The 16982-nt window shown below is 62.3% G+C and carries 16 protein-coding genes and 1 tRNA gene; 5 read left to right on the forward strand and 12 right to left on the reverse strand.

Annotation, left to right across the window (positions count from 1 at the left end):
• Positions 1–5: 5 nt before the first annotated feature.
• The 7 genes from CK224_RS10130 to CK224_RS10160 form a co-directional block, all read right to left on the reverse strand.
• Positions 6–1361 (reverse strand): ABC transporter ATP-binding protein, encoded by a 1356-nt coding sequence (locus CK224_RS10130; protein WP_095781671.1) that lies wholly within the window; start codon positions 1359–1361, stop codon positions 6–8.
• On the reverse strand, positions 1351–2169 hold the full coding sequence (locus tag CK224_RS10135; protein WP_095781672.1) for an ABC transporter permease: 819 nt from the start codon (positions 2167–2169) through the stop codon (positions 1351–1353). Before CK224_RS10135 ends, CK224_RS10130 begins: the two co-directional genes overlap by 11 nt.
• Positions 2169–3044: a dTDP-4-dehydrorhamnose reductase gene (rfbD, locus tag CK224_RS10140; protein WP_095781673.1), complete on the reverse strand. Its 876-nt coding sequence runs from the start codon at positions 3042–3044 to the stop codon at positions 2169–2171. Before rfbD ends, CK224_RS10135 begins: the two co-directional genes overlap by 1 nt.
• Positions 3041–4207: a dTDP-glucose 4,6-dehydratase gene (rfbB, locus tag CK224_RS10145; protein WP_245425913.1), complete on the reverse strand. Its 1167-nt coding sequence runs from the start codon at positions 4205–4207 to the stop codon at positions 3041–3043. Before rfbB ends, rfbD begins: the two co-directional genes overlap by 4 nt.
• A gap of 11 nt (positions 4208–4218) precedes the next feature.
• Positions 4219–4773, reverse strand: coding sequence for a dTDP-4-dehydrorhamnose 3,5-epimerase (gene rfbC, locus CK224_RS10150; protein ID WP_095777944.1), 555 nt, complete (start codon positions 4771–4773; stop codon positions 4219–4221).
• Positions 4766–5656 (reverse strand): glucose-1-phosphate thymidylyltransferase RfbA, encoded by an 891-nt coding sequence (rfbA, locus tag CK224_RS10155; RefSeq protein WP_095778025.1) that lies wholly within the window; start codon positions 5654–5656, stop codon positions 4766–4768. Before rfbA ends, rfbC begins: the two co-directional genes overlap by 8 nt.
• A 213-nt stretch (positions 5657–5869) precedes the next feature.
• Positions 5870–6460 (reverse strand): biotin transporter BioY, encoded by a 591-nt coding sequence (locus CK224_RS10160; RefSeq protein WP_095778026.1) that lies wholly within the window; start codon positions 6458–6460, stop codon positions 5870–5872.
• A gap of 201 nt (positions 6461–6661) precedes the next feature.
• Between CK224_RS10160 and CK224_RS10165 the strand changes: the two genes are divergently transcribed.
• On the forward strand, positions 6662–7570 hold the full coding sequence (locus CK224_RS10165) for an MBL fold metallo-hydrolase (RefSeq protein WP_095781674.1): 909 nt from the start codon (positions 6662–6664) through the stop codon (positions 7568–7570).
• Position 7571: 1 nt separating this feature from the next.
• On the opposite strand, the gene CK224_RS10170 is transcribed toward CK224_RS10165, so the two are convergent.
• The gene (locus CK224_RS10170) at positions 7572–8357 is read right to left on the reverse strand and encodes a DUF1499 domain-containing protein (protein WP_095781961.1); all 786 of its coding nucleotides are present in this window, start codon (positions 8355–8357) and stop codon (positions 7572–7574) included.
• A 79-nt stretch (positions 8358–8436) separates the two neighbouring features.
• Entirely contained in the window at positions 8437–10065 is a 1629-nt protein-coding gene (locus tag CK224_RS10175; RefSeq protein WP_095781675.1) for a fatty-acid--CoA ligase, read from the reverse strand.
• 195 nt (positions 10066–10260) lie between these two features.
• On the opposite strand from CK224_RS10175, the gene CK224_RS10180 reads away from it, so the two are divergent.
• On the forward strand, positions 10261–10617 hold the full coding sequence (locus CK224_RS10180; RefSeq protein ID WP_095777947.1) for a hypothetical protein: 357 nt from the start codon (positions 10261–10263) through the stop codon (positions 10615–10617).
• Positions 10618–10769: 152 nt separating this feature from the next.
• Positions 10770–11159, forward strand: coding sequence for a DUF427 domain-containing protein (locus CK224_RS10185; protein WP_095781962.1), 390 nt, complete (start codon positions 10770–10772; stop codon positions 11157–11159).
• A 75-nt stretch (positions 11160–11234) separates the two neighbouring features.
• Here CK224_RS10185 and CK224_RS10190 read toward each other — a convergent pair whose 3' ends face one another.
• The 3 genes from CK224_RS10190 to ppdK form a co-directional block, all read right to left on the reverse strand.
• Complete coding sequence (locus tag CK224_RS10190) at positions 11235–11981, reverse strand: polysaccharide deacetylase family protein (protein WP_170950236.1); 747 nt, start codon at positions 11979–11981, stop codon at positions 11235–11237.
• A gap of 152 nt (positions 11982–12133) precedes the next feature.
• Positions 12134–13453, reverse strand: coding sequence for a glycosyltransferase family 9 protein (locus tag CK224_RS10195; RefSeq protein ID WP_245425915.1), 1320 nt, complete (start codon positions 13451–13453; stop codon positions 12134–12136).
• The gene (ppdK, locus tag CK224_RS10200) at positions 13359–16043 is read right to left on the reverse strand and encodes a pyruvate, phosphate dikinase (RefSeq protein ID WP_095781677.1); all 2685 of its coding nucleotides are present in this window, start codon (positions 16041–16043) and stop codon (positions 13359–13361) included. The genes CK224_RS10195 and ppdK overlap by 95 nt, the downstream gene beginning before the upstream one ends.
• A gap of 217 nt (positions 16044–16260) precedes the next feature.
• Here ppdK and CK224_RS10205 point away from each other — a divergent pair, with 217 nt between their 5' ends.
• On the forward strand, positions 16261–16605 hold the full coding sequence (locus CK224_RS10205) for a VOC family protein (RefSeq protein WP_095781678.1): 345 nt from the start codon (positions 16261–16263) through the stop codon (positions 16603–16605).
• Between the two features lie 171 nt (positions 16606–16776).
• Positions 16777–16851, forward strand: a tRNA-Gln gene (locus tag CK224_RS10210).
• Positions 16852–16982 lie beyond the last annotated feature (131 nt).

Raw genomic sequence — 16982 nt, forward strand, 5'->3', positions numbered from 1 at the left:
ATCCGTCACAGCATCTCAAGTTGGGGCGGTTGAATAGCTAGGCTAACGTAGCCAAACGAGCTTTGCTTCCCATTTGCCGCGACACGAAACATCATTGCATCGATAATACGATGCGCACAATTTGGTTCATTGGCAGACCAAATGCCACCGCCCACAAAATATACCCCAGGTAGCAAGCTCATTCGAAATGAATAGACAATCTTGAATGCGCTCCCCGCCGGAACACTCTCGATGTATTGCCCATCTGCAGGATGTCGCTGCCCGCTAATTTCTACTCCGGACACGCTTCGTATATGAGTTCCAAAATAGACATCCGAGAAATCTTGCCGGAACCGACCCGTCACCTGGAACCTGTAAATGTTGTCGGGCAGCAGGATGTTTACGACCTGGCCGGCTCGATCCAGGATGGAAATAGAGTCAATTTCAGCGCCTCGGCTGGGATAGGAGGTCGTCGTCTCTGGCACTAGTCCGGGGTCAAAAGTAGCCAAATCCAACTTCGCCGGCTCCAAGCGCGAACTAGCTGCGGCAGGACTCTCGCGCGTTCCGTCCACGCGATCCGCTATTGCGTAGTCTTCGACTAGACGTCGATAGTCTTCTTGGGGCGCGTAAATTATCTTCTGATAGGCGCGAACAGCATGCTCTGGCGCTGCGTACATGACGCGAATACCGTGATCAAGAAGCAACGCTCGATCGCACAATTCGATGATACTGGGCGCCGAATGTGAAACGAACAGGATCGATGTTCCTCTGGCCTTCAACTCCTCCAGCCTCGCGAAACATTTCCGCTGGAACTTCTCGTCGCCGACAGCCAGGGCCTCGTCCACCACTAGAATGTCCGGATTGATCATAGCCTGAACGGCGAACGCCAATCGCACTACCATCCCGCTGGAATAGCTTTTCACCGGCTGTTCAAGAAAATCACCAATGTCCGCAAAAGCGGCAATATCATCGAATCGTGCCTCAATCTCATTCGAGCTAAGACCCAGTATTGCGGCGTTCAGATGTATATTCTCGCGGCCCGTGAACTCGGGATTGAAACCAGAACCAAGTTCCAAGAGTGCCGCGACCCTACCGGTGGTTTGGACCTGGCCACTGGTCGGATTGAGCGTCCCACAAATCATCTGCAGCAGCGTCGACTTTCCGCTGCCGTTGCGACCGATTATACCAACCGTTTCGCCCTTCTTGACCTCTAACGAGACATCCTTAAGCGCCCAAAACTCGCGAAAGTATTGGCGCGGTTTCATTCCGCCGTACCGGCGAAGGCGCGGCATTACAAATTGCTTAAGCCGGTCACGAGGGCGGTCGTAAATCTGATAGCACTTGCTCAGATCCTCTACCTTGATGGATATCTCAGAGGACATCGGCAAATCCTTTGCGAGTCTTCTGAAACCAGACAAAGCCGAGCCATGCGAACAGGGCAGCTGCCAAGAGATCGATGGCAAGCAGCACGAAATCTGGCCCTTTGCCCCAGTAGAGCACGTCGCGCGCATACTCTATCGCGGGCGTCAGCGGGTTGAGGTAGAGCAAAGGGCGAAAACCTTCCGGCAGCGCGCTAGCAGGGTAGAATACGGGTGATAGGAACATCATCGCAGTCGTGACGATGCCGATAAACTGTGAGACATCACGGAGGAAAACGCCTAGCGACGCAAGCATCCAACTCAACCCAAGTATGAAGATCAAAAATGGCAGCAACACCAGCGGGAGATAGGCCGCTGTCGCCGGAGGCACACCATAAAGCGTGATATAAGCCAGAAACCAAACTCCAAGACTTATAAAAAAATGAAATACCGATGATCCAATTATTGCGTATGGCAATATCTCTAGCGGAAATACGATCTTTTTGACGTAGTTCGGATTGGAAACAATCAAGTTTGGAGCTCGGTTTATGGACTCCGCGAACAGGTTGAAGACCATAAGACCTGCAAAAAGGACGAGAGCAAACTCTACACTGGATCCGCCCTCAACTCCCCAGCGTGCTTTAAGTACCGTACCAAACACAAATGTATATATCGCCAACATCAACAACGGATTGAAAAAAGACCAGAGTATTCCTAGAAACGATCCGCGATAGCGCCCGAAGATTTCGCGTTTGATCGAAGCTCCAATTAGGGAACGATTGCGCCAAAAGCTGCGAATCATTTCCAGGGGATAAGCGTGAAACTGTTGCATTAGCCGACAAGCCGGGCGATTATCGCCTCTACAGAGCATTTCCAATGCGACGCCTGCCACCCGAACACGCCCGCAAACTTCACACTCGACAGCCGCGAATTTTGCGGGCGCCTGGCCTTGGTCGGATAGTCGCTCGTCGCAATGTCGCGCACTTTCGCGTGCGGGCCACCAAACGCCAAGCTTGTGTCCAGGATATGACGGGCAAAGGTGCTCCAGTTGGTCTCGCCGCTGCCTGCCAGATGGTAGATACCAAAGGCGGCGAAATTCTTGTCGTGTCGCAGCCTCACGGCCGCATGCAGGACGGCGTCGGCGATGTCGAGCGCCGAGGTCGGATTGCCCCATTGATCGGCGACGACCGAAATCTCGTCGCGGTCGCTAGCCAGCCTCAGCATCGTCTTGACGAAGTTCCTGCCGAACGGGCTGTAGACCCAGGCGGTGCGCAGGATGAGGTGGCGTGGGTTGGCCGCCGCCACGGCCTTTTCGCCGGCGAGCTTGGAGGCGCCGTAGACGCCGAGCGGGGCGGTCGCGTCGGTCTCGACATAGGCGCTGTCCTTGGCGCCGTCGAAGACATAGTCGGTCGACAAATGGATGACGGGAACGCCGAGCTCTGCTGCCGCCTCGGCCACCTTGCCGGCGCCGGTGGCGTTGACCGCGAAGGCCAATTCCTTCTCGTCCTCGGCCTGGTCGACATTCGTATAGGCCGCGGCCGAAACCACGATGTCGGGCCTTGCCGCTGCCAGCGCCGCAAACACCGTCTCGGGGCGCGCCAGATCGAGCACCGGCCGGCCGACGGCAACGACCTCGACATCCTTGCTGCCCCGCTCTATCAGGCTGGCGGCAACTTGGCCCTCGCGTCCGGTGACGGCAAGCCTCACGCGGCGCCCTCCCTGCTCTCGGCCTTCCCGTTTCCGCCCTTCCTGACCGGGCTGTTTTCGATCGCCGCGTCTTCCATCGGGCCGTTCTCGATCGGGCCGTTTTCCATTGGACCCTGGCCCAGCCGCTCGCCATTGTAGCGCTGCTCGCGGATCGGGGCCCACCACCATTTGTTGTCGAGATACCAATCGACCGTCCTCGCCAGGCCGCTGTCGAAATTCTCCCGCGGCGCCCAGCCGAGATCGCGCGCGATCTTGGAGGCGTCGATCGCGTAGCGGCGGTCATGACCGGGGCGGTCGGTGACGAAGGTGATCAGGTCGCGGTAGCTCTTGCCGGCGGCGCGCGGGCGCCTCAGGTCGAGAAGATCGCAGATCGTCTCGACGACGCCGAGATTGGTGCGCTCGGAATTGCCGCCGACATTGTAGCTCTCGCCCGGCCGCCCTTTCGTCGCCACCAGTTCCAGCGCGCGGGCGTGGTCCTCGACGAACAGCCAGTCGCGCACATTGGCGCCGGCGCCGTAAACCGGCAGCGGCTTCTCGTCGAGCGCGTTGAGGATGACAAGCGGGATGAGCTTTTCGGGGAAATGGTAAGGGCCGTAATTGTTCGAGCAGTTGGAGAGCACCACCGGCAGGCCGTAGGTCTCATGCCAGGCGCGCACCAGATGGTCGGAAGCGGCTTTGGACGCCGAATAGGGCGAGGACGGCGCATAGGGCGTCTCCTCGACGAACATGCCGCCGTCGAAGGGCAGGTCGCCGAACACCTCGTCGGTCGAGACATGATGGAAGCGGAAGCCGGCCTTACGCTCCCCCGACAGCCCGCGCCAGTAGTCGAGCGCGGCGTTCAGGATGCGGTAGGTGCCAACGATGTTGGTCTCGATGAAGGCGCCGGGGCCGTCGATCGAGCGGTCGACATGGCTCTCGGCGGCGAGGTTCATGACGATGTCGATGTCGTCGCGGCGCAAAATCTCAAGCACCGCTCGCTCGTCGCAGATATCGGCCTGCTCGAAACGGTAATTATGCGCATTCTCGATCGGCCTAAGCGAAGCGAGGTTGCCGGCATAGGTCAGTTTGTCGAGATTGGTGACGCGGTGGGCCGGGTTGGCGCACAGATGCCGGCAGACGGCAGAGCCGATGAAGCCGGCGCCACCGGTGACCAGGAAATTCATGCCGCCCTCTCTCACGCAAATACCTCCGCCGTGGCGAGCAGAGGCGCCTTGCGGTCCTTGTCCGAAAGCTGGAATCCGCCAGGGATCGCCGGCCATTCGATGCCGATTTCGGGATCGTCGAAGCGGATCGACCTGTCGTGCCCGGGCGAATAGGTGTCGGTCACCTTGTACAGCACCTCCGTGTGCGGCACGAGCGTGACGAAGCCGTGCGCAAACCCTTTCGGCACCAGGATCTGGTTGCCCTTCTCAGCCGATATTTCCAGCGCCACCCACTTGCCGAACGTCGCCGAGGAACGGCGGATGTCGACCGCGACATCGAAGACGCTGCCGCTTATCACGCGCAGCAGCTTATCCTGGGCGCGCGGCCGCAACTGATAGTGCAGCCCGCGCAGCACGCCGGCGGCCGCGGAATAGGAGTGGTTGTCCTGCACGAAGGCGAGATCGATGCCGGCCTCGGCGAAACGCCCGGCATTCCAGGTCTCGCTGAAAAAACCGCGCGCGTCGCCGTGCCGCTTGGGCACGATCTCCAGCACGCCGTCGAGGCCGAGCGGCCTGACCTCAAGCAAACCGTTCCTCCGTCAGGTCGGCGGCCCGCTTGCGCAGATAGGCAGCGTATTCATTCTTGCCCAGCCGCGCCGCGCGCTCCAGAACCTTTTCAGCGTCGAGCCAACCCTGCTCCAGCGCTATCTCCTCCGGGCACGCGACCTTGATGCCTTGGCGATGCTCGATCGTGCGCACGAAAGACGATGCTTCGAGCAGGCTGTCATGCGTGCCCGTGTCCAGCCAGGCGTAACCCCTTCCGAGGCGGCGGACATGCAACTCACCACGCTCGAGATAGACATTGTTGATCGCCGTGATCTCGAGCTCGCCGCGCGCCGAAGGGCGGATCGTGGAAGCAATGTCGACGACATCATTGTCGTAGAAATAGAGACCGGTCACGGCCCAGTTGGACTTCGGCTTTTGCGGCTTCTCCTCGATCGTCAAAGCCTTGCCAGTGACCTTGTCGAAGGAGACCACGCCATAACGCTCCGGATCGTCGACATAGTAGGCGAAGACCGAGGCGCCGCCATCACGCGTCGCCGCCTCGCGGCAGAGTTGCGACAGGCCGCCGCCAAAATAGATGTTGTCGCCGAGGATCATCGACACACTGTCCCTGCCGATGAAGTCGCGGCCGATGATGAAAGCCTCGGCAAGACCATTCGGCTGAGGCTGCTCGGCATAGGAAAGCTCCACACCGAATTCCGAACCGTCGCCCAGCAAAGCCTGAAACACCGGCAAGTCACGCGGAGTTGATATGACCAGAATCTGGCGGATTCCCGCAAGCATCAGCACGCTCAGCGGGTAGTAGATCATGGGCTTGTCGTAGATCGGCAGTATTTGCTTAGAAACCGCTAATGTTAGGGGATAGAGGCGTGTTCCGCTGCCGCCGGCAAGGATAATTCCTTTCAACAAGCTCTCCTTGAACTACCGCGGCCCCCGCCTCGACGCCAAGTTGCCCGTGCTTATGTTTCGGGCACTGGCTTGTCAATTGTCGGCTTGATTTCTTCCCCGACGCTATTTCACTGCTTTCTTGCATCCGGCATGCGGCGATTGCGAGCGAATCCGGCGCAAAAGGGGCCGGCCGGCGCCAAGCGCCCACCGGCCCTTGTCATTTGGTCGCGATCAGGAGCGCTTGAGCAGCGCCCAGACCGCCGGCACGAGGCTCGCGGCCAGCGCCACCTTGATCAGGTCGCCGGCGATGAACGGCGCGACGCCGAACTGCCAGGACTTTTCCGGTCCGATGAGCGCCGCCAGCCAGGCAAAGCCCATCGCCATCATGACGATCTCGGCGGCAAGCATGGCGCCGAACAGCTTGAAGGGGTGGCGGTCCCAGCCGCGGTCGGCGGCCCAGCCGGCGATCGCCGCCATCACCACGAAGCCGGCGAGGTAGCCGCCGGTGGAGCCCAGCATATAAGCGATGCCGAGGCCCTTTTCCGGCGTGCCCTGGAACACCGGCAAACCAAAAGCGCCCTCGGCGAGGTAGAGAAGGAGCGTCGCGACGGCAAGACGCATGCCGAAGGCCGAGGCGATCAGCAGCACCGCAAGCGTCTGCAGCGAGATGTCGACCGGGCCCAACACCACTTTCGTCTTCGCCGACAGGGTGAGCAGGAGGGTTCCTGCAAGCGCCAGAAAGAGCTGGCTGGCAAGCCGGGCCGCGCCCTGGTCGGGCAGAGCGAGAGAAACGAGCGGGCGCATCGTGGTTGCAGTTGCCATGGTCTTCCCCATCGTGGCTGATTTGCTGTGTTTGAGGCGCGTCGCGGAGAAACGAGTTCAGGCGGCGCGCTTTGAGATTTCGTCCTGATGCGTGTCGTTCTCCCAAGACTGCTGCGCAGTTTTGGGCGACGTGCATTGATTTTCCTATATTGGCTTCCGCAAGATGCGGCAATCATTTTGCCGCGAGCAGCAGGACCCGGCATGACGCTTGAATTCGACACACGCTTCGATCCTGCCTATGGCCAGGCGGTCACGGTCGCTGCGGACGTCCAGCGCGTCACAGCCCGGAACGCGAGCCCGTTCACCTTCCACGGCACCAACAGCTACCTCGTCGGCCGCGACACGCTGGCAGTGATCGATCCAGGGCCGGACGACGATGTGCACCTCGAAACACTGCTCACGGCGATCGACGGCAGGCCGGTCTGCCATATCTTCGTCAGTCATACCCACCGCGATCATTCGCCGCTCGCGGCGCGGCTGAAAGAACGCACGGGCGCTCCCGTGCTCGCCGAGGGCCCGCATCGGCCGGCGCGGCGGCTGCGCATCGGCGAGATCAATCCGCTGGATGCCAGCGCCGATTTGGGCTTCGTGCCCGACATTGCGCTGGCTGACGGCAGCCTTACCCATGGCGACGGCTGGGCGATCCGCACCGTGCTCACGCCAGGACATACCGCCAACCACGCGGCCTTTGCGCTGGAGGGCACAGGCATCCTGTTTTCGGCCGACCATGTCATGGCCTGGGCCACATCCATCGTGGCGCCGCCCGACGGGGCGATGGCCGACTATATGAAATCGCTCGACCGGCTGATCGAGCGCGACGACCGCCTGCTGTTGCCCGGCCATGGCGGGCCGGTGACCGCGCCGCGCAGCTTCATGCGCGGGCTGAAGATGCATCGCAAGATGCGCGAGCAGGCGATCCTGGAACGCATCCTGAGCGGCGACCGAACCATCAAGGAGATGGTCGCCGCGATCTATCGCGGCACCGACCAGCGGCTGCACGGCGCAGCCGGCCTTTCGGTTCTCGCGCATCTCGAGGACCTGGTGGCCCGCGGTCTCGTCGCCAGCGAAGGCGACCCGGCGATCGACGGCATTTTCAGGCCTGCCGGTTGACTCACTCGGCCGGCGCCGCGCCGACCTGGCCGGCGACCTCCTGATCGAGCTCGGCGAGGAAATCGGTGATACGGGCGGCATTGTCGCCCAAGTCATGACGCCCGTAGCGCGAGGCCGAACGCATGTCGACGACGACCGAATCGCCGTCGTCGGCGACGCGGATGGCCACATCTGCCGGCAGACCGAGCACGAAGCCTCTCGCGACCGCGGTGATCGTCGCCTCGCTCTGGCTGTTGATGTCGGGATAGGGCGCGGTCAGCTGCCAGTCCCGCCGGTCGAGCACGGTCTCGACAGCATCGACCACGGTTTCGAAGGGCAGGTTGTAGCTGCGCCCGCTAACCAGCGGATATGCTTCCGCCTGCAGGCTCTGCTCGCCGGGCGTCGGCGGCGACAGCGCGTTCATGTCGCTTGTCCGGTCGCTGGTGTCGAGCGCCGGCGGGTCGTCGACGTCGGTCGAAATGTCGCGCAGCGGCGGATAGACGGTCGCCCAGTAGGCGGCGATGCCGAAAGGCGCAAGCACCAGCACTGCCAGCAGGGCGCCGACGCTGAGATCGCGGCCGCCGCGGTCGCCGAAATTCCACAGCCTCGACAGTGCAAGCCCGGCGAGCAGCAGCGCGAGCGCCGCAAGCAGCGCAACGAGCGCCAGCACCCACAGGAAAGGCGGGGTGTCGACAAGGTCGAGCCGGTAGCCGGCAACGACGGTCAGCAAAAGGACGAGCGAGAATGCCCCGATCCGCCGCGACCAGCCGGCCGCCCTCGACGTCTGCCGTTCAGGAATTGTAGCCATCGTCTGCCGCATTACCCCAGTCCGCATCGAGACTTAGAGCTTTTTGCGCCGGCCTTGAAGCCGAAAGATTTAACAATCCTCAATCCGTCGGCAGCCGATACTCCTTGAATTGCTGGCGCAAGGTGGTCTTCTGGATCTTGCCCGTCGCCGTGTGGGGAATCTCGCCGACGAAGGCGACGTCGTCGGGCATCCACCACTTGGCCACCTTGCCGCTCATGAAGGTCAGGATATCGCTCTTGCTCGGCTCCTTGCCCGGCTTGCGCACGACCACCAGCAGGGGGCGCTCGCCCCATTTGGAGTGCGGCACGCCGATGGCCGCCGCCTCCGCCACATCGGGATGGCCGACGGCCAGGTTCTCCAGATCGATGGTGGAGATCCACTCGCCGCCCGATTTGATGACATCCTTGGCGCGGTCGGTGATCTGCATATAGCCGCTGGCGTCGATATGGGCGACGTCGCCGGTGTCGAACCAGCCCTCGGCGTCGAACTGCTCGGCGCCGACGCCGCCGTAATAGGCGCGCGCGACCGCAGGGCCGCGAACTTTCAGACGCCCGAAGGTCTTGCCGTCCCAGGGCAGCGCGTTGTTCTCGTCGTCTGTCACCTTCATTTCAACGCCGAAGGGCGGGTGGCCCTGCTTGCCCTGGATATCGAGCCTGGAATCGCCGGTCAGCCCTTCATATTCCGGCTTCATGGTGCACAACGTGCCGAGCGGCGACATTTCGGTCATGCCCCAGGCATGCACCACCTGAACCTCGTATTTGTCCTGGAACTTGGCGGTGATGGCGCGCGGGCAGGAGGAACCGCCGATGACGACCTTGTTGAGATAAGGCAGCTTTTTGCCGGTCTCCTCGAGATATTGCAGCAGCATCATCCATACCGTCGGCACAGCGGCGCTGAAAGTTACCTTTTCGGTGTCGAGCAATTCGTAGATCGAGGCGCCATCCATCTTGCAGCCTGGCATCACCAGCTTGGCCCCGATCATCGGCGCGGCCTGACCGAGTCCCCAGGCATTGGCATGGAACATCGGCACCACGGGCAGGACGACGTCGCGCGTCGAAACGCCCATGGCATCGGGCATGGCGGCCATCATGGCGTGCAGCACGTTCGAGCGATGGCTGTAGACGACGCCCTTCGGATCGCCGGTCGTGCCCGACGTGTAGCACATGCCGGCAGCCGTGTTCTCGTCGAATGTCTTCCAGGCGAAGGCGCCGTCCGCCTCGGCAAGCCATTCCTCATAGGCGACAGCGTTCGGCAACGAGGTTTGCGGCATATGCGCCTGGTCGGTCAGCACGATCACCTGCCTGAGCGACCTGACCTGGCCGGCGATCTTTTCCAGCAGCGGCACGAAGGTCAGGTCGACGAAGATCGCCTTGTCCTCAGCGTCGTTCATGATCCAGGCGATCTGTTCGGGAAACAGGCGCGGATTGAGCGTGTGGTAGATCGCGCCGATCCCCATGATGCCGTACCAGGCCTCGATGTGGCGGGCGGTGTTCCAGGCAAGCGTTGCGATGCGGTCGCCGAGCCCGAAGCTGTCACGCTCCAGCCGCTGCGCTACTTTGAGCGCCCGATGACGGATGTCGGCAAAGGTGGTGCGCACGATCGGGCCTTCGATCGAGCGCGACACGACCTCGCGCCCGCCGTGCTGGCGTTCGGAGTGATCGATCAGCTTATGGCAGAGCAGCGGCCATTCCTGCATCAGTCCGAGCATCTCGGCTCCTCCCCTTTTTCGCGCTTTCGCGTCATTGTTTCACGCATTGTGGAATGATCCGGCGGATTGTCCAGCCACCATAAGTCCAAGGCGGTCGGATGGGCGGATGACCCGTGAAACCCGCCATAATCCGGCCATCGTCGCCGTTAAGATTCATTAATGGGCTGGGTGAGATTGGCGAATGGAGAGATTCGCATGGACGTGCAGCTCGATGAAAAAGCCCTCGAAAGCACGCTTGCCGAAAGTCTGGACGATCTGACGCCGGACTCCAAAACCGTTTCCGACGATGAATTTGCCGAAGTCGTCGGCGGCGCGCTGGAGGCCGTCGGCGGAACGCTGCTGTTCAAGATGTGCGTCGAGAATGACGGCGAAGGCCAGCATGTCGCTGCCGCAAGCGTCGGCGACGGCGGCAACCGCCAGTTCCTGCTGCTCACGCTGCCGACCGCCGGCGGCGCGCTGAAGGTCGAGACAGCGGCGAGAAGCAGCAATCCGGTCGCCGGCATCGCTGCCGCCTATGCCGGCCTCATGGACGCATTCAAGGCCGCCGCCTGACTGTCGGCGGTTAGAACATTATTTCGCTGCACGCGACGCGTCATCGCGCCGCCTTGCGCGAGGCGTCGGGCCGATCCACCTTTGACGGACGAGAGCGGTTCCGAACGGAAAAACCGCCACGCACCTTCCTCAAACTGCCGATGAGACCCGTCTTGGACAAGCGTGCCAACCCCGCCCCCGGCTTTCAGCCCAATCCCGACAAGGTGATAACGATCGAGCCTTATCGCGGCACCGTCACGGTCAGCGCCGGCGACGTCGTCATCGCCCGGTCTACCCGGGCCAGGCTCTTGTCGGAACCGCCCTACCCAGCGGTTTTTTACATCCCGTTCGACGATATCGACTTCAGCAAGCTCGCCAGGACCGAGCATTCGACGCATTGTCCCTACAAGGGCGACGCGAGCTATTGGAGCGTGCTGCCGGCCGGCGACAGCGGCAGGGACGCGATGTGGGCCTATGAGCAACCTTTCGACGAAATGGTCGACATCCGCGATCACGGCGCGTTCTATACGAGCAAGGTGACGGTCGAGACTAAGCCGGAGTGATAGACTGCGGCGGAAAGCATCGCGGATCTCCGAGGTCGCTGAGCCTCCCAACCGTCGTCATCAACCCCCCGCGGATCAATCCGTGGTGCCGTCGTTGCCGACGTCGTCGGCATCGTCCAGCCGAACGAAGGTCAGGCCCTTCTGCTTCAGGGCGAGCAGGCCCTGGACGACACCCTCGCCCGCGGCATGGGTCGGCTGGTTGATGTGAGCGATGATGACGTCGCCATCCTTGGCTGCGGCGATGCGCCGGGCGGTTTCCTTGGCGCCGAGCAGTGAGCCGCCGTCGCCATTGACGGAAAAGCCCGCGACCTTGAAGCCCAGCTTGCGGATCATGGCGATCGCCGACGGGCTGTATTCGGCGGTGGCGCCGCGAAACCATTTCGGCGGCGGGCCGCCGGCGCTCGCAAGCGCCGCGGCACCCGACTCGACCTCGGCCTGAACGGCATCTGGACTGCCGGCACTGCTGATGCCGTAGATCTTGCGGGGCGTGTCGACCGCCGGAATGTGGCGGCCACCGTGGTTTTCCAGTTCGAACAGATCAGGATGCGCGCGCATGATCCCGACAGCGGCGGCGTTGCGCTTCAGCCAGATGCCGGTGACGAAGATAGTCGCGGGAATTTTGTTTTCTACCAGGGCCGAAAGAATGCGCGTATCGGTCTTCCCGCCGCAGGCGTCCAGCGTGAGCGCGACACGGCCACCGCCGCCTTGCGGCGTCAGATGCAACGTCGGTTCGACCAGCGTCCCGGCATTGCCAGCCGAGACCACGACAAGCGATAGCGCGATCGCGCAAAGAGATTTTTGAAGCAAACCCGTCATTCCCATGCCCGGCCCGTCAAGCCGCTCAACCGCAAGATGGCGTCAACAAGACGCGCATCTAGGCGAAAATCGGAACGGTTCGCATCCGAAAAGCCACCGCGCGACAATTTGCATGGAGAGTAGCTGCAAAAGCTCAACACGCCTTTAGCAGACTTGAGCTAGACCGCCTGCTCAAGCGCCACGTCGGTACGCGCCAAAAGTTCGCGCACCGCCTCGACCACGGAATCCACTTCAAGGCGCCAGACACAGCATGCCTTGCTCGAATCGGTCCGACGGCACAGGTCGCCGCCGACGCAATCGCAGGGCATGGAGGGGCGCAACGAGATGCTGGGGACGCCGACCGGGCCCCATCGAACCGGATTGGTCCGGCCGAACAGACCGACGACCGGAGTGCCGGCTGCGGCCGCCATATGCATCGGGCCGCTCTCATTGCCGAGGAATAACCTGGCCTCCTTGAGCAGCGCCAGCAACGTTTCGAGCGAGAGCGTGCCGACCAGATTGACGACCGGCGTTTTCGCTGCCGCCATGATCTTGTCCGCCGCCTCGTGCTCATCAGGGCCGCCGATCAGCACAGCGTCCAGGCCAGTTTCGGACGATATCCGTTCGATCGCGGCCGCAAAGCGCTCCGGCTGCCAGCGACGCCCGATAAAGCTCGCCCCCGCATGCACCGCCACGAAGGCATTTGGCCGCAAATGATGCTTGCTCAGCAAGGCGAGCGCTTGCGTCGTTTCGAAGGGCAGCGGGCGGATGGCCGGTGCCCTGACGCGCAGGTCGACGCCGAGCACCTCGAGCGGCGACAAATAGCGGAAGAGATAATGCTTTTCGCCGAATCCGTACGGCTTCATCCTGACATTGGCAGGCTGGCGCTCAAGCCAGCGCAGAGGTCGCTCCGTCGGATAGTGGCCGACACGAATCGGGGCACGGACCAATCCGGACACCAGCCGCGAAGTCTTGGAATCGGTGATGTCGATGACCATGTCGAAGCGGTGCCGCCGCAAAGTTCGCACAACCCGGACAAGCTCGCGCCCGCGCTGGAGCGGCGTGCCGCGCATGCCGGCACGGCTAAACGAAACGACCTCCGCTGCGATCCCATGCGCTGTTAGAAATCCAGCAAACCTGGCATCGCACAGGAACACGACCTTCACACCTGGATATTCGAGCTGAAGGTTCTTCGCCAAGGCAGAGGCAAGCACGATGTCGCCTATGAACTTGGTCTGCATGATCAGGATCGATCGGAAAGAGGTGGGGGAAATCTGCAACATCTGTTTCACGCCCCGAGTAATTCGGAACCAGAAACTGCCCAGGAACGATGTCGAGATTGAGAACCAGCGCGCGCACGTTCGCGTGAGTTTCCATACGAAATCGTAAGATGGAGCGCGCCGTTCAGGCGCGCTTTGCTCTTCCCTTCGCGGCCTCCACGGCCGCCTGGGCCGCAGCCAGCCGGGCAATCGGTACACGGTAAGGCGAGCATGACACATAGTCGAGGCCGACCTCTTCGCAGAAGCGGATCGAGGCCGGGTCGCCGCCATGCTCGCCGCAAATGCCGAGCTTGATGTCGGGTCGTGTTCCCTTGCCCTTTTCCGCCGCAATCCGCACCAGTTCGCCGACACCGTCGATGTCCAGCGAAACGAACGGATCCTGTTCGATGATACCTTTCTGCCGGTAGGTTTCAAGGAAGGAGGCCGCATCGTCGCGCGAGATGCCGAAAGTCGTCTGGGTCAGATCGTTGGTGCCGAAGGAGAAGAACTCGGCCGCTTCGGCAATGACATGGGCGCGGATGGCTGCGCGCGGCAGCTCGATCATGGTGCCGGTAAGATAGTCGATCTTGGTGCCGGTCTCCTGCATGACGCTTTGCGCGACGGCATCGATGCGCGCCTTGACGTATTGCAGCTCCTTCACGAGGCCGACCAGCGGCACCATGATTTCGGGCACCACCAGCGCGCCGGCCTTGTGGCCGGCCTCGACCGCCGCCTCGAAAATGGCGCGCGCCTGCGTCTCGGCGATCTCGGGATAGGAGACCGCCAGACGGCAGCCGCGATGCCCGAGCATCGGATTGAACTCATGCAGCGCCTCGGTACGCTGCCTAAGCTTGTCCGCCGGCACATTCATGGCGGTCGCGACCTCGGCGAGCTCGGCGTCGGTCTTGGGCAGGAATTCGTGCAACGGCGGGTCAAGCAGCCGGATCGTCACCGGCAAGCCCGCCATGATCTCGAACAGCTCGAGGAAATCCGAACGCTGCATCGGCAGAAGCTTGTCGAGCGCCGAGCGCCTGTCCTTCTCGGTGTCGGCCAGGATCATCTCGCGCATGGCGATAATGCGGTCACCTTCGAAGAACATGTGCTCGGTGCGGCAAAGGCCAATGCCTTCGGCGCCGAAGGAGCGCGCCATGCGCGCGTCGAGCGGCGTCTCGGCATTGGTGCGCACCTTCATGCGGCGCGCGGCATCGGCCCATTCCATGATGGCGGCGAAGTCACCGGACAGCTCCGGCTGCAGCATGGCGACGGCGCCCTTCAGCACCTGGCCGTTGCCGCCGTCGATGGTGATGATGTCACCCTTGCGGAAGGTCTGGCCCATCGAGATCAGCGTGCCGGCCTTGTAGTCGACTCGCAGCGAGCCGGCGCCCGAGACGCAGGGCTTGCCCATGCCGCGCGCCACCACGGCGGCATGACTGGTCATGCCGCCGCGCGTGGTGAGGATGCCTTCGGCGGCATGCATGCCGTGGATGTCCTCCGGGCTGGTCTCGACGCGCACGAGAATGACCTTGCGGCCTTGCGCCTTGGCATCCTCGGCCTCACCGGAGGAGAAGACGATCTCGCCGGTGGCAGCACCCGGCGAGGCCGGCAGGCCGACGCCGATGACGTCGCGCGCCGCCTTGGGATCGATGGTCGGATGCAGGAGCTGGTCGAGCGAGGCCGGATCGATGCGGGCAACCGCCTCCTCTTTCGTGATCAGCCCGTCTTTCGCCATCTCGACGGCAATCCTGAGCGCCGCCTTGGCGGTACGCTTGCCGGAGCGGGTCTGCAGCATCCACAATTTGCCGCGCTCGATGGTGAATTCGAGGTCTTGCATGTCGCGGTAATGCTTCTCCAGCCGGTCGGAAATATCGACGAAGGACTGGAAAGCTTCCGGCATCAGTTTCTGCAGCGAGGGCTTGTCAGAGCCCGCAGCGATGCGCGCGGCCTCGGTTATGTTCTGCGGCGTGCGGATGCCGGCCACCACGTCCTCGCCCTGCGCATTGACCAGGAATTCGCCATAGAGCTGCTTTTCGCCGGTCGAGGGATTGCGGGTGAAGGCAACGCCGGTGGCGGAGGTGTCGCCCATATTGCCGAACACCATGGCCTGGACGTTGACCGCCGTGCCCCAGCTTTCCGGGATGTCGTGCAGGCGACGGTAGGTGATGGCGCGGTTGTTCATCCAGCTCGAAAACACGGCGCCGATGGCGCCCCAGAGCTGCTCGCGCGGGTCCTGCGGGAACGGCTTGCCGAGCTCCTCCTCGACCTTGGCCTTGTAGAGCGCGATCACACCCTGCCATTCGATGGCCGTCAGTTCGGTGTCGAGCTCATGGCCGAGGCTCGCCTTCTGGTCCTCGAGAATTTCCTCGAAAACCTCGTGATCGAGGCCCATGACGACGTCGGAATACATCTGGATGAAGCGGCGGTAACTGTCATAGGCAAAGCGGGCATCGCCGGAATCGGCGGCAAGCGCCTCGACCGTCTCGTCGTTGAGGCCGAGATTGAGCACGGTATCCATCATGCCTGGCATCGAAGCGCGGGCGCCGGAGCGCACCGAGACCAGAAGCAGCTTCGACGGATCGCCGAAATTGCGGCCGGTGAGCCTGCCGATATGGTTGAGCGCCGCCAGGACATCCGCTTCAAGCGATGTCGGATAGGTGCGGCCGTTGGCGTAATAGGCATTGCAGACTTCAGTGGTGATGGTGAAGCCCGGCGGCACCGGCAGGCCGAGGCTGCACATCTCGGCAAGGTTGGCGCCCTTGCCGCCGAGCAGGTTGCGATCACCGGCTCGGCCTTCAGCGGCACCGTCGCCGAAGGTGTAAACCCACTTGGTCATGCATGCCCTCCACGTCCCTTGGAAGATAGACAACACCGGGCCAAGGCCCCGGTCCCCGCCCTTCCGATCCGAGCGATAAGATGCTGCATTGCGAAAGGCAAGCGCCGGCAAAGCAAGCGCCGCGACTACAATCGATTAAGCAAAAGCTGCGTCAAAAAGACTTGCCGGTGTGAGTTACGCGAGATAGAACACAACAAGAACAAAGTGGAGTAGCGCGATGAAACTCGAGGGAAAACTCGACTATCTGGAACTTCCGGCCACCGGCGGCACGCTGGACAGCGTCAAATCCTTCTACAGCGCGGCGTTTTCCTGGTCTTTCACCGATTACGGGCCAACTTACTCCGCTTTTGCCGAGGGGCTCGACGGCGGCTTCCAGGCCGATGCGGGCGAAGCGCCCGCCAGACCGCTGCCCGTGCTCTATTCCGAAAACCTGGAGGAGACGCTGGAGGCCGTTGAGAATGCCGGAGGCGGCATCATCAAGCCGATCTTTTCCTTCCCAGGCGGCAGGCGGTTCCACTTCACCGACCCGGCCGGCAACGAGTTGGCCGTGTGGGGCGAATAGCCCGCAATTCCGGTCGCCGGATCGATCTCCCCTCCAGATTACGCCCGAACGCGGCGGCAATCCGCCGGCGCAGACATGCGGCAAGATTACTTTGGATGTCAGCGGTCCAAGCATTGAGCTTTCGACCGGCTCGTCCTATAAGGCCGCGCGCAGCGGGCACCGCCCGGCTGCTGGGGCGTCGCCAAGTGGTAAGGCATCGGTTTTTGGTACCGACATTCCCAGGTTCGAATCCTGGCGCCCCAGCCAACCATTTTTTTCTTTTATTCAATGATTTAGCTAAATCGATCAGGTCTTCGTCTAGGGCACTCGGCTAGGGCCTTGGATGCGTGGACCGGCAGCAAGAATCTGGCGTCCGGAACTGGACTTAAGAGAAGCGG

Origin of the sequence: Mesorhizobium sp. WSM3862, from assembly GCF_002294985.1 — a bacterium.
Taxonomy (GTDB): Bacteria; Pseudomonadota; Alphaproteobacteria; order Rhizobiales; family Rhizobiaceae; genus Mesorhizobium.

Coding starts and splice junctions, on each gene's coding strand:
- CK224_RS10195 (WP_245425915.1), bottom strand. CDS start 13,453: ATGTGTCATGCTCGCCTTACCGTGTACCGATTGCCCGGCTGGCTGCGG.
- CK224_RS10160 (WP_095778026.1), bottom strand. CDS start 6,460: ATGGCAACTGCAACCACGATGCGCCCGCTCGTTTCTCTCGCTCTGCCC.
- rfbB (WP_245425913.1), bottom strand. CDS start 4,207: ATGAATTTCCTGGTCACCGGTGGCGCCGGCTTCATCGGCTCTGCCGTC.
- CK224_RS10130 (WP_095781671.1), bottom strand. CDS start 1,361: ATGTCCTCTGAGATATCCATCAAGGTAGAGGATCTGAGCAAGTGCTAT.
- CK224_RS10135 (WP_095781672.1), bottom strand. CDS start 2,169: ATGCAACAGTTTCACGCTTATCCCCTGGAAATGATTCGCAGCTTTTGG.
- CK224_RS10170 (WP_095781961.1), bottom strand. CDS start 8,357: ATGGCTACAATTCCTGAACGGCAGACGTCGAGGGCGGCCGGCTGGTCG.
- CK224_RS10175 (WP_095781675.1), bottom strand. CDS start 10,065: ATGCTCGGACTGATGCAGGAATGGCCGCTGCTCTGCCATAAGCTGATC.
- ppdK (WP_095781677.1), bottom strand. CDS start 16,043: ATGACCAAGTGGGTTTACACCTTCGGCGACGGTGCCGCTGAAGGCCGA.
- CK224_RS10180 (WP_095777947.1), top strand. CDS start 10,261: ATGGACGTGCAGCTCGATGAAAAAGCCCTCGAAAGCACGCTTGCCGAA.
- CK224_RS10190 (WP_170950236.1), bottom strand. CDS start 11,981: ATGGGAATGACGGGTTTGCTTCAAAAATCTCTTTGCGCGATCGCGCTA.
- CK224_RS10165 (WP_095781674.1), top strand. CDS start 6,662: ATGACGCTTGAATTCGACACACGCTTCGATCCTGCCTATGGCCAGGCG.
- CK224_RS10205 (WP_095781678.1), top strand. CDS start 16,261: ATGAAACTCGAGGGAAAACTCGACTATCTGGAACTTCCGGCCACCGGC.